This is a genomic window from Pseudoalteromonas sp. Hal040 (genome assembly GCF_037162425.1).
In the GTDB taxonomy this organism is placed as follows: domain Bacteria; phylum Pseudomonadota; class Gammaproteobacteria; order Enterobacterales; family Alteromonadaceae; genus Pseudoalteromonas; species Pseudoalteromonas gelatinilytica.
This window is the reverse complement of sequence record NZ_JARLUU010000002.1, coordinates 774531-787796: the sequence shown is the minus strand read 5'-3', so window position 1 is coordinate 787796 and position 13266 is coordinate 774531. Positions and strand designations below refer to the sequence as shown.

Annotated in this window: 9 protein-coding genes and 1 pseudogene; 4 read left to right on the top strand and 6 right to left on the bottom strand. The window is 40.9% G+C overall.

Translation table 11 applies throughout. From position 1 onward, the window contains the following. Positions 1-456: 456 nt before the first annotated feature. A complete protein-coding gene (locus P4S60_RS21095; protein ID WP_337117479.1) occupies positions 457-2382 on the bottom strand; it encodes a hypothetical protein in 1926 nt (641 codons plus the stop codon). 136 nt (positions 2383-2518) lie between these two features. Continuing rightward, positions 2519-4117: an ABC-F family ATPase gene (locus tag P4S60_RS21090; RefSeq protein ID WP_082874043.1), complete on the bottom strand. Its 1599-nt coding sequence runs from the start codon at positions 4115-4117 to the stop codon at positions 2519-2521. A gap of 566 nt (positions 4118-4683) precedes the next feature. Here P4S60_RS21090 and P4S60_RS21085 point away from each other — a divergent pair. Next, positions 4684-6307: pseudogene (locus tag P4S60_RS21085) on the top strand (methyl-accepting chemotaxis protein). 57 nt (positions 6308-6364) lie between these two features. Here P4S60_RS21085 and P4S60_RS21080 read toward each other — a convergent pair. From P4S60_RS21080 to P4S60_RS21070, 3 genes are all read right to left on the bottom strand, one after another. Beyond that, positions 6365-6772, bottom strand: coding sequence for a phosphate ABC transporter substrate-binding protein (locus tag P4S60_RS21080; protein WP_337117478.1), 408 nt, complete (start codon positions 6770-6772; stop codon positions 6365-6367). Positions 6773-6784: 12 nt separating this feature from the next. After that, a complete protein-coding gene (locus P4S60_RS21075; RefSeq protein WP_337117477.1) occupies positions 6785-7930 on the bottom strand; it encodes a porin in 1146 nt (381 codons plus the stop codon). A 473-nt stretch (positions 7931-8403) separates the two neighbouring features. After that, complete coding sequence (locus P4S60_RS21070) at positions 8404-9174, bottom strand: EAL domain-containing protein (RefSeq protein ID WP_337117476.1); 771 nt, start codon at positions 9172-9174, stop codon at positions 8404-8406. A gap of 265 nt (positions 9175-9439) precedes the next feature. Between P4S60_RS21070 and P4S60_RS21065 the strand changes: the two genes are divergently transcribed. Together P4S60_RS21065 and P4S60_RS21060 are read left to right on the top strand one after the other, a co-directional pair. Then, the gene (locus P4S60_RS21065; RefSeq protein ID WP_337117475.1) at positions 9440-10033 is read left to right on the top strand and encodes a class I SAM-dependent methyltransferase; all 594 of its coding nucleotides are present in this window, start codon (positions 9440-9442) and stop codon (positions 10031-10033) included. A gap of 243 nt (positions 10034-10276) precedes the next feature. Next, positions 10277-11359, top strand: coding sequence for an HNH endonuclease (locus P4S60_RS21060; RefSeq protein WP_337117474.1), 1083 nt, complete (start codon positions 10277-10279; stop codon positions 11357-11359). Positions 11360-11371: 12 nt separating this feature from the next. Here P4S60_RS21060 and P4S60_RS21055 read toward each other — a convergent pair whose 3' ends face one another. Further along, positions 11372-11536: a hypothetical protein gene (locus P4S60_RS21055; protein ID WP_337117545.1), complete on the bottom strand. Its 165-nt coding sequence runs from the start codon at positions 11534-11536 to the stop codon at positions 11372-11374. 216 nt (positions 11537-11752) lie between these two features. Here P4S60_RS21055 and P4S60_RS21050 point away from each other — a divergent pair, with 216 nt between their 5' ends. Continuing rightward, positions 11753-13264 carry an ATP-binding protein gene (locus P4S60_RS21050; RefSeq protein ID WP_337117473.1) on the top strand — a complete coding sequence of 504 codons (1512 nt, stop codon included), beginning with the start codon at positions 11753-11755 and terminating at the stop codon, positions 13262-13264. Positions 13265-13266: the final 2 nt, after the last annotated feature.

The following is a 13266-nucleotide window of genomic DNA, read 5'->3' as shown; positions in this document are numbered from 1 at the left end:
CAGTTGAACTGTGTGGCCTTTTTTATTTAAGTTACGAGGGGAAAGTTAGCGAGTTTCAAGGGGAAAGTTACGAGATGCGAGATACGAAATAGCAGCGATTTTACATCGCGTCCTAGCGCCTAGAACCTAAATCCTAGCGCCAAGGACGCGGGATAAACCCGCTGCTACATGTAGGCGTGAAACTTGTTTCGCGCGGCTGCGCGCTGCAAGCTATTTTCGACATCCGATTCGGCACTAAAGTACCTCCTACAATGCCTCGTACAGGGCTTTCATAGCAGAGAAAAACTCTCGAACTAACCAACCCCACAGCTCGACTGACATCTAACATCTGACGACTACAAGCCAGCGATTTTACATCGCGTCCTAGCGCCAAGGACTCGCTGATGACGCGGGATAAACCCGCTGCTACATGTAGGCGTGAAACTTGTTTCGCGCGTCTGACCGCTGCAAGCTTCTTTACTTCTCAATCCCTAACCAATAACTGTTTTGGTATATGTTTTCTTTAACTTCTTTATCGCTGTAGTTATAGATACGCTGCCAAAACAGGCGGTCGAAAATAAATTTATCTGCTTCTTTATGAATAATTTTAAAATTAATTAAAGAGGCATATAAAATTCCATCATCGCCTAAAACTTCATCCTTACAGCTAGCGTAATCCACTGCACCTGGGCACTGAGACATCATTGCAAAACTAATACTATTATCAGCTTCAAATTGCCAATAGGTATTTGGCGTAAAGTTAGCTCTGTTTTCAAGGCCATATTGATCAGCATAATAGAAGCTACCTTTACCATCATCATTTATAAACCAGTATGTTTTCAGGTTGCCGCTGGTGTAGTCTTGACGTAAGTAGCTAAATAGATGCTTATAATCATCAAGAGTGATGGTTGAATCATCAATCACTTCCAAAAATTCATACCCTAAGCGAACCTGACGCTCTTCTTTATTTCGCTCGCGCACCATGAGTGTTTTACCATCAGGTTGAGTGAAAAATTGTAAGCTGGTATCTAGGCCATTGCCGGTTACCTTAACGGTTTCGCCATTATTGTCTAAGTTGTAATGCCACTTAAACGAGTCAGTATTTATTGGCGTATTGAATGTTACCGTTGCAGTGTCTGCTGCTGTGATAGTGAAATATGATGGTAAATAGCGAAACGTTAATCCTTCACCTGTATCTGAATTTTTATTATTTAAGCGACCAGTATACGTTTTACCCACTTTAAGCTCAGGAACTGCAATCGGTGTCAGTTTTTGTAATGCAACAACCGACGTTTGCACTTTCATAGCTTCAGTTAGCTCTTCTGATTCAACAATATTCGCGGCGTCAGCTTCATCATGATAGCTAAGAACATGTTGCAGTTTTAGCACCGAAAAATCATCGAACTGCGCAACTACTTCGGCATTAACGAGGTTAAGGTCAAACTCTACATTCACCTCGTAGCCTTCTTTATTTAGCTGATTTGCATAGCTGTTCGTAATAAATTTGTCGCCATTAATCGCTAACGTTTTACCTTCTAAGGTCGCCGAAAACTCTGCATAAGGGAATGATGTGGTACTGCCTGAAGCTGTTGGAATATAGCTTGCTATCGATACTTCAAAATAGCTTTCTTCACCTTCGGTGTTTAAATGATTCACCATGTGAAAAGTAGTGTCATCCATATCAACATAATACGCAGAGCTAAGCTCTGTATTTGATTTATATAGGGTAACTACTTCGCCTTTATCGGTTGATACATTAAAAAGCTCAACACGAATAGCGTCATCGCGCTTAGCTAACACTTCCATTTCAAGAAGAGCTTGTTGATTACACTCATGCAAACAATCAATCGCTTGGGTATTCAACGCAATAACATCAGGATTTGACCATCTAAAACGACTTAACTCACCGTTTTGAGCAATCACACCGGTGTCTTCAGAGGCAAACGAAAGCTGCACGCTGCCATCGCTTGACTGCCAATTCCCCATCACTTCGCTGTTGCTAAGCTCAATTGGTTGCCATGCGGCACGGTTTTCAGCGACATTAACGGTTAGGGTATATTGGTTACTTGCTTTACCATCAGAGACTTCCACAGTAAAAGCGTGGTTAGCAACGTCGAATAGGCTTGGCTCAGCACTAAAAGTTACTTGATTACTGCTGGTGGTTACAGTCAGCCATTCTGGCTTATCAATAATCGTTGTTGTCACACTGTCGTTTTGCTCATCTTTTAAATCAACAACTAAATTAGCTGATTCAAGCGCTTTAATAGAAAGGGCCAGTGAACCTGAGAGGGTAGGCGCAGTATTTTGCTCAACTTTGACATCTGGTTTTTTGTCTGTTGATGAACCGCCACCACACGCTGTTAAAGCCAGTGTTAATGCCGATACGCTAAGAAGCTTTTTCATTTACATCCTTTAAAGTTTATTTTTCTTTTTAAAAGAGATGTAAATTACCCAAATTGGGTAAATCAGTCAAAGGTATTATGTAACTGAACGTAAACAAAAAAGGTGAGCTAACTTGCTCACCTTTTATAAGAAGGGGTTACTGCGCTTGTTGCGCAACATGGTCCATATATTCGTCAAACGTGCCCTGAAAATCGATAAGCTGTTGATCTTTAATATCGATGATACGAGTCGCCAATGACGATACAAACTCACGGTCGTGGCTCACAAAAATAAGCGTGCCTTGGTAATCTTTTAATGCATTATTGAGTGCTTCAATGGCTTCCATATCCATGTGGTTGGTTGGCTCGTCCATAATGAGCACATTGATGTCTTGCATCATCAGCTTACCAAACAATAGGCGGTTCTTTTCACCACCCGAGCAGTTACGTGCTTTTTTGTTAGCGTCATCTGCGGTGAACAATAAACGGCCTAACATAGCACGAACCATTAAATCGTTGTGCTTAGCGGTGCGCCACTGCGACATCCAATCAAATAGAGTTAAGTCATTATCAAACTCTTTGCTGCTGTCTTGCGGGCAATAACCAATGCTGGCATTTTCTGACCACTTAACCACACCTTCGTTGCTTTGTAATTCATTCACTAGGCAGCGTAATAGGGTGGTTTTACCAACACCGTTTTCACCAATAACCGCAAGCTTAGCACCCGCTTCTAGTAATAAGTCACCACCGCTGAACAGGGTTTCACCCTCAAAGCCATGACCTAGCTTAGTAAGCTCTAATGCTTGGCGATACATCTTTTTGCCTTCGTCAAAACGAAGTGATGGGCTTATACGGCTCGATGCTTTTACTTCATCAAGCTTAATTTTATCCATGCGCTTAGCACGAGAGCTCGCTAGTTTTGCTTTTGATGCGTTAGCACCAAAGCGGTTTACGAACTCTTGTAGCTCGTCAATTTCGGCGCTCTTCTTTGCGTTTTCAGCAAGCAGCTGTTCGCGTTGCAAGCTTGAAGCTTCGATCCACTTTTCGTAGTTACCAGGGTAAATTCGTAGCTCACCGTAATCGATATCGGCCATGTGTGTACATACCGAGTTTAAGAAGTGACGGTCGTGCGAGATAATAATCATCGTACACTTACGCTGGTTAAGCTCGTTAGCTAGCCAAGTAATGGTGTGAATATCAAGGTTGTTGGTTGGCTCATCAAGCAGCAAAATATCAGGGTTTGCAAACAGCGCTTGTGCTAAAAGCACACGAAGCTTCCAGCCCGGCGCAACGTTTGCCATTAAGCCGTAATGAAACTCTTGCTCAATACCCGCTTGGATCAAAATTTCTTCCGCACGGCTTTCTGCCGTGTAGCCATCCATTTCGGCAAAAATGCTTTCAAGCTCAGCGACTTTCATGCCGTCTTCTTCACTCATTTCTGGCAGTGAGTAGATACGGTCGCGCTCTTGTTTAACTTTCCAAAGTTCTGCATCACCCATGATCACCGCATCAACCACAGTGTATTGCTCAAACGCAAACTGATCTTGGCTTAGCGTACCTAGCTTTAAACCCGGCGCAATCGACACATTGCCAGACGTTGGCACAAGCGCACCACTTAGAATTTTCATAAAGGTCGATTTGCCGCAGCCATTCGCGCCAATTAAACCATAGCGGTTACCGTTACCAAACTTAGCTGAAATGTTCTCAAACAGAGGCTCTGCACCAAACTGCATGGTGATATTAGCGGTTGAAATCAACGAATTATTCCTAGAAAAATACTGACAGGGTTATGGGCGCAGCAACTGCGAAAATAAACAAGCAATAGGGTAAATAATAGGCCGCGGATTATACAGATCACCCCCTAATAACGCTATTAAAAAAGAGAAAGATTCAAGGGGAAAGTTAGCGAGTTAGAAAGAGTAAAGGCGAAAGGTGCGAGTAATGAGATGCGAGGTAGCAGCGATTTTACATCGCATCCTAGCACCTAGCGGCCAGATCCTAGCGCCTATGTTTCATTCGTAGGCGTGAAACTTGTTTCGCGCGTCTAAGAGCTGAAGGCTTAAAGCTCTTATTTATTTTTGGTTCGGCACTAAAGTACCTCCTACAAAGTTGTCATTGCAGAGAAGAACAATCGACCTTAACAACCCCACATTTCGGCTGATATCTAATATCTGACCTCTAACCACTTTTTTCTTCTCGCTCTTCGCCACCCTCCCACAAACGGCACAAAATAAGAAAAAAACCTGAAAATATATAAATATAGTTAATACTTTAGGGAAATCGGGCGATAATACTAAGTAATATGACAGCAAAGGTGGATTCAATGTCTGCAAGTATTTCATTCAATAACTTGAGCATCACAAAAAAATACACGCCATAACATGCATTGCCATAACGGCATTCGTGATCATAGTAGTAACCAATTTTATAGCCATGAATGACAACAAGATCTCGCTCGACGAGCTAGAAAAGTCGTCTTATCAGGTAGTAAAACTTACTTCAGAAAATGTAGCATTACTCGAAAAACTAGATGAGTTATACACTCAAGCGGTAACATTTGGTGAGTCAGACTTAGTGGATAGTGCTGCGCAAACATATAAAACGATTAACGAAAATCTACAAAACATCATCATTATCAACGACAGCTATGTGCATGCCGATACCAAAAAACAATTAGAGCTTTATGCACAAACCTCGTCGAGTATTGCAACCTCAATGATCGACGGCACCGCCGACTTTAGTAAAATTCAGCAGCAAGCACAGCAAAAAACACAGCAATATGAGGCTGTTTTAGCGGGATTTAAACGTGCACAAACCCGCGCAGACGACCGTTTTTTGAACTAGTGCAAGCAACTAAAGCCCGTTCAGACAATGCACTAAACTTAATGCTTATTGTGTCTGTAGTGTCACTGATTCTGCTTATTGCTACCTCAATTTGGATTGCTCGAGGAATTGGCTCATCAGCAAGTGCTGCGGCAAATAACTTACGTCTATTAGCTGACGGTAAAGGCTCGTTAAGTACGCAACTTGAAGTACACGCTAAAGATGAAATTGGCCAAGTGTCAATTAACTTTAATGCGTTTATACAGCTGTTAAAAGCGGCGGTACTTGAGGTAATAGCGGTTTGTGAACCATTAATGGAGAACTCAACGCGACTTGTGCAAGGTATGGAACGTGCAGAGCGTGCAACAACCAAACAAACATCCGATGCTGAAATCGTGAAGCAGTCGATGGAAGAAATGCGTCAAAGTGTTGCTGATATTTCTCATTCAGCGGCAAACGCATCGCAAGCTGCGCAAACAGCCGAGCGCGAAGTTGAGCAAAGCAGAACGCAAATACAGCGCTCTGTTACTGAGTCAAAAACATTAAGTGAAGAAATAAACCAAGCGGCTTCAACAATTAACCAGCTGGCAAATGACACTAAAAATGTGACTCAGATCTTAAACGTCATTACTTCGATTGCAGAGCAAACCAATTTACTGGCACTAAACGCGGCTATTGAGGCTGCGCGTGCAGGTGAACAAGGCCGTGGCTTTGCGGTTGTAGCAGATGAAGTACGTGAGCTTGCATCAAGAACATCACACTCAACCAACGAAATCAGAGAGCTGCTTTCAACGTTGACAACCGCAGCAAGTCATGCGGTAAATGCAATGAACTCAGCCCGAGATATGGCCACAAACAATGCCGAAGCGGCAGAAAATACAGGGCAGTCGATTGATAAAATCTCTGAGCAAATTTTAGAAATTAACGGTATGAATTCGCAAATCGCCGCGGCCACTGAAGAACAAACATCAGTTGCCAGTATGGTGGTTGATAACGTGTCGAATATGCATATGTCGTTTGAAGAAACAATGGACTCATTGTCGGCGGTACGTGATGTCGCGAAGAACCTTCATTACCTGTCTGATTCGTTACTCGACGCCACAGCTAAATTTAAAGTCGAGTAATTTAAGCGCATAAAAAAACCAGGCACTGCCTGGTTTTTTATTAGCCGTAGTAATGACTTAAAAAGTACCTACTACTTTAACTTTATCAGTTACTTTTGCTGCATCGATATAACCAATGGCGTCGCCGTTGGCTGCAACAAAATCAATAACAGCTTGATCGTTTGCTAGTTTCTCAGGCGGAGTACCTTTACCAGTAAATACCAGTTTCGACCAATAAGCGTTAAGCTGGCTACTCGATTTACCAACAACCTTATCGTTAAACTCATCGCTTACGCTGTTGCCGTCTTGGTTTACCGGGTTTACTTTTGTGCCATCATTAAACGACTTGGCCTTACCAAGGTAAATCTTTTTGATTGTCCCTTCATCAATAGCATTGCCATTTGCAGGGTTCACAATAACAGCAACATCAGCAAATGCAGCGTGCGAGCAAAGAGTCATTGCTGTAGCGATTAATAATTTTTTCATTATGAACTCCAATTAAAAAACTAAATCAACAGCAACAGCAACAACGTCGGTTTCTGTATCTGAAATGTCATCTTTAAAGCGGCTGAAATCTACTTTCAATGCAGCTGATGGGTGGAAGTCATAACGCGTACCAATGGTATACACGTTGCTCTTTGCTCTAACGCCTTCAAGCACCTGATTAATACCTGCGTTTAAAGCTGGTACTGCAGGTAGTGCGTTGTAGCGATTGCTATCGTGTTTGTCGTCGTTATTTTCGTAAGTTAAGTGCACAATCCACTCATCCATACGGTAACCAACAGACGTGTAGTATTGAGTTTGTTTAGCAAGAGCACTGTTTTCTACTTCAAACTCAGTGTATTCAGCATCAAATAGAATGTTGTTGTAATCAATTGAAAAGCCCACAGCGAAGAAAGAACCATCATCTTCGTTTACAGCAATATCATCTGCTTGATCAACAAAGCCCGCGACGCGAAGAGTTTGCTCAAGGCCATTAAGTGCAACACCTGCATCGGTGTCGTTTTCAATTGCAATTGTTGTATCAGCTACAAAGTACGCAGCACGAGCGCTGAACCAGTCATAGCTCATCGTCCAGTTGATACCAGCAATATCATTAAGTTCTGTATCGCCATTAACCGATACCACAGCAATGTTGCCATCGAAGCTACCGTAAATAACTTGAACGGTTGAATCCCAATCACCTAATTGCGTGTTATGTAAAAGGCTTAGGCCTTCATACGTTGAAAACGGGAGGTTATAAACAGATTGCGGCGGACGAACCCAACGGTAAGTGTAACCAACGTCTAAGAAGTCTGAATAACGGTAAAACGGGACACGCATTTTACCTGCACTTACTTGTAGCTCATCGCTGAACTCATAAGTTAAATAAGCCCATTCAAACTCAGCATCAAAATCATCACTACCACGCGCCACAATTTGTGCCGTAGCGCTTAGCTTTTCTTGTAAATCTGCAGAAAGCTGTAATGCGAACATACTTTCGTTTTTAAACGAAATATCATCATCGTAACCGTAAAGGGTTGCGTCGTCGTCAAGGGCTTTACCGCCAACAATAGAAGCAAAGCCATTTATGCGAACCTCTGCCATTGTGTTTGCAGACACAAAAGCAGCACATAGAGCCAATGCAATAGGAAGTTTTTTCATTGTGTATCCCTAGTATTTAGTATGAAAATGTTGATTTCGCTTAATATTATAGTCGTGCGTAGCGAAATGGGCGACACAAGTTACAGATAAATTGTAACTACATCAACGAATAAGTTGTTATTTTTCACAAAAAAGGTACTAAAAGTGGGGGAAGTTGCGAGTTATGAGTTTCGAGGGGAAAGAGTAAAGGGGAAAGAGTAAAGGGGAAAGAGTAAAGGGGAAAGTTACGAGATACGAGGTAGCAGCGATTTTACATCGCGTCCTAGAGCCTAGCACCTAGCGCCTGATGTTCTCATTCGTAGGCGTGAAACTTGTTTCGCGCGTCTGACCGCTCTTGTTTTGGTTCGATTCGGCACTAAAGTACCTCCTACAACAACTCCTACAGGGTTGTCATTGCAGAGAAGAACACTCTATCTATACAACCCCGCAGCTCGCCTGACATCTAATATCTGACGTCTAACGACTTAATCGACTTACCCCAACTTACTAAAATCAACTTCTGGCAGGCTCTCAAACCCTGGGCGAGCGAAGAAATACCCTTGCATTAAACTTACGCCAGCTTGGCGCAACCATTGATACTCTTCAACTGTTTCAATGCCTTCGGCAAGGGCGGTGATGTTGAGCTCTTCAAACATAGCAATGCAATGGTTCACTATGATTTGGCGTGCTTTATTTAAATGAATATCGCGTATTAGCTCCATATCGAGCTTAATAATATTGCTCTGAAAATCAGCTAATAAATTTAAACCCGAATACCCAGAGCCAAAGTCGTCGGTTGCGGTAATAAAACCGAGTGATTGGTAATATTCGATCACACGTTTGATGTGCGTACTGTCTTCAACCTGTTCAACCTCGGTAAACTCAAACATAATTTGTTCTACCGGAAAGTCATATTGCTTAGCAGCTTCAAGGGTTGTTCTAATACAACGCTCAGGCTTGTAAATCGCGTTAGGCAAAAAGTTAATACTCAAAATAGAATCAAGCTTAAGCTTAGCTGCAAGCGAAATAGCTTTAATACGACAAAGCTGATCGAAGGTATAGCGGTTCTCATCGTTCACTTGTGAGATAACAGAATAAGCCGACTCGTTATTAGGTCCTCTAACCAAAGCCTCATAGCCAAAAATGTGTTTATCGGTGCAATCAATGATTGGCTGAAAAGCCATTGTAAAATCAAAGCCTAGTTCTAATTTGTCTTTACAGTTATTGCAACCTGTTGGCTGGCAATGAGTTTGCTTGTCGTGCATGCTTACCTCAGACTAAAGTCTTCTTAATACATAATAGTGCTAGCAAATTGCCAATTGTGCAATGTTGTTGAGTTAAAAGTATATAATCTCGCTTCTCGTCCCTCGCACCTCGTAACTACTACCTTCTTCCTTCCTCCAACTAACTTCTAACACCTACTCTAAAGCTGTTGATTTTTAGCATCTAAAATCACATTTCATCCTTTGCGTTACCTAGCTTTAATGATATTTTAGCGCCAAGCAATCTTGCCAATATAAAGGAAGTAAAATGGCATCCAAAACCGTCGAATACTATAACCAAAATGCGCAAGCATTTGTCGATGCCACACTCGATGTAGACCTCAATGAACTTTATGACGAATTCTTACCGCTGATCCCAAAAAAAGGCACTTTACTCGATGCCGGTTGTGGCTCTGGCCGCGACGCTTTCATCTTTAAAGAGCGTGGATATAGCGTAGATGCATTCGATATCAGCCCAGCTATGGCAAAGCTGGCGTCAGAATACTTAAACCAAGACGTAGCAGTAAACAGTTTTCTAGAGCTAAACGACGTTGCCAAATACGACGGCATTTGGTGCTGCGCAAGCCTTATTCACGTAGCAAAAAACGATTTAACCGACGCATTCAATAACCTTGCCCGCGCATTAAAGCCACAAGGCATTGTGTATGTATCGTTTAAATACGGCGAAGGCGAGCGCGAACACAACGGTCGCGAATTTACTGACCTAAACGAACAAGCCCTTGAGAGCATTATTAAAGGCACCGACCTATTTATCCTCAAGTCTTGGCAAAGCGCTGACCAACGCCCAGAGCGCGCCACAGAAACATGGCTAAACGCTATTTTGCATAGAAGAACGATATAGTAGTTTAAATGCGGTATAGCAGGCTATACCGCAACTCTCCCAATATTGTATGGGTTTTAGAGTATAGCTCTACCTAAAATCCTATATTTGCAATAGCTTTTCATGCTAGATTGTTCCTAAACTAAATCGCCAATATTCAAGCTACAACAATGCGTTATAGGCATTGGTGGCAAATATGCCGGCGTAAACAGGGAACAGTTCATGAACTTTAAAGCACTTTTAAAAAGTACACATAAGGCTTGATTGATGATAGCCATTCAGCAGCAACTCGATTTTATTGCTTACATTCAGCGTATGCTGGTGGAAGGTGATTTTAGTGCTACCTATAAGTTTGCACTATTGCATGCGTTGGCTGATATTTGTGTCGAGCAACCAATGATGTATGAAGCAAGCGAGTTAAACATTGATCTTGCTAAGCTTGCTGAAAAGTTAATAGAGCTTTATTGGCACCATGCAGTGCCATTTTCTTCTGCTCATAGTGGTGAAAGTGCTTTACTAAAACAAAACTCGGGTGCGCAATCAAAAGTAATTGCAGTGCTATATGAGTGCCAGCAGAACAATATTCGTAGCTTGCGCCAGCTCAAATTAAGCCCTTATTGGCACACCACTTATAAAGCAGCTTTAGACACTTTAAAAACAGGCCCGTTGTGGCGCTTACAAATTCTAGCCAAACAAGAAGAATGCTTTTTATATCCGCACACAAAAGGTAAAAGCTATATCACTCTAAATACAGGCATAGCCGCCTGCTTTAGACGCTTTTACGATTTAGTAGCCTATTTAGCTAAAAATGCATGGTTACAAAAGATTCAAAGCATTAAGCACAATCAAGCACTCATTGGCCCTCAAAGCCAGCTGCATGACTTTTTATTTGGTTTCGACCGTGCAGCACTTAACAAAGCAAAACCAGTTTTAGTCGAAATACAAAAAGGTCAGTGCTTTTATTGTCAAAAGCCACTCACAAGTGCGATAGAAGTTGATCACTTTATTCCTTTTGCCCGCTACGCTAACGATTTAGGGCATAATTTTGTTGCCGCCCATCGAAGTTGTAATAACAGTAAACGTGACTTTTTAGCTGCACAACTACACCGTGAACGTTGGCAAGATCAAAATCTAGATCGCCACAGCCAGATACTCAATGATGAACTAACTCGTTATTTTCATTGTGATGTAGATAAGTCCCTTGCTGTAAGCAACTGGGCATACCAAGTTGCTAGCAGCAATGGAGCAAAACTTTGGCTTGCAAAAGATAGATTTGAGTTGGCGGGAAGTAAAAATGTCCACGCGTTAGATCTAGTCGCACAGACAAAATACAAATATGATTCTTGAAAAGCTTAGGTTTTAACCAACCGCTAACTTCCCTGCCTCATGCCACATTTCACTTGGCATGGGGCTTGTTAGCTCCCAAGTAATATTCATTGGTTGGCTGCCATTGTGACTTTGGTATTTAACCTCGCCGTAGTTAACGAATCCCATTGTTCGGTCGTTTTCGTCTTTGTTTTTCACAATATCAGAACATAGGCGGTAATCTCATTAAATATAGTCTTTCAGTAATGTTTTTATGGCTAGACTAGTATTAAGACATATGCATTTAAACGTTGTTTCTAGTTAAGTTCCCGGCGTGAAATATTGATTTTAATCAGATTTTTAATGAAAAACGTTGGCTATTTATGGTGTTAATGATAAATATATACTTAGCCAAAGGAGTTGAGTAATGGAGTTATGTTGTTAAGTAGTGAAGATAGAATTAAAGCCACACCGGTCCCCGATTTTTTAATTAAATCTATTTCTGAACAAGGTTATAGTCTTGAAGCTGCAATTGCAGATTTAATCGATAACTCTGTAACAGCCAATTCAAGTGTTATCCAAGTATTAGTTGATACTGAAATAGAACCATTTCAGTTGTTCTTAGCTGATAATGGTGATGGTATGTCAGCAGATGAACTAGTTAATAATATGCAATTTCCAAGTTCTAATCCGGAAGGAGTTAGATCCTTGGAAGACTTAGGGCGATTTGGACTTGGTATGAAAGCCGCGTCTTTTTCTCAGACTCGAAAATTCACCGTCATATCAAGAAAAAAGGGTGATGACAAATATTTTGGTTTAACTTGGGATGTAGATCACTTAGTCCAAACCAAAAAATGGGAACTATTAGTTAATACTGAGCTGGAAATTGATGGACTTATCAAAGATTTCAATAAGCTAAACAAAGATTTTAACGGTTGCATATCAAACTTCTCCCCAAATACTATAGTTATTTGGTCTGGTCTTTATAAATTTGAAAAATACTTAAAAGAATATAATAGAAAAAAATCATTATATAGAGAGGTTGTTCAAAATACCACTGAGCATTTAGGTATTGTTTTTCATCGTTTTTTAGATAACACACATAATCCATTAACAATTAGAGTTAATAATTCTCATATCCGGCCCTTTAATCCGTTCCCTGAGAGTCAGCAAAGTCTACGAAAATTAGAATTCAGACGAAGGGGGTTTGGGAATGACAATATAAAACTTGAGGGCTTCATATTACCTTCATCAAGTATCAAGGAATCACAACAGCCAAATAGCGGTTGGACTACGCCAAATAAAAGTTTATTAGATATGGAAGGTGTGTATATATACCGTTCTAATCGTTTGATAATTTATGGTGGCTGGAATGGTTTAATCAGAAAAGCTCCTCGTTTACAGTTAGCTAGACTAAGAGTAGATATAGGTAATAAAGCGGATCATTTACTTCACCTAAATGTAGCTAAGTCTCAAGTAATAATCCCACATGATTTAGTCGAGGCATTTAAAGGCTATATTAAAGAACTAACCAGCGAGGCTGAGAAGGAATTCTTCAATAGAGGGATTAGAAAGTTTGATAATAAACCTAATTCTAAAGATGTTAAATTCTTAAAGAAGATTCACTCCAACAAGGGACCGTTACTTGAGCTAAACCATGAATTCCCATTACTAAAAGAAGTCGTTAATTCATGTGAAAACAAGCAAAAAAAACAATTGCTTTTATTGATCAGAATGATTAATACAACGATTAATAAAATTAGAGATACCCATGAAAACGTGCCATATTATCAATGTCAAGAAACAAAAGGAAAAGAGTTTTTAGATATTGTTTTAAGTATGAAAAGTGAAGGTTTTAGTGGTGAATTAATTAAGAAAAACCTTATTAGTGAACTAGGGGTGGATCTTAAAACTCTGCCAAAAGAACTTTTAGAAATACTGGAGTAAAT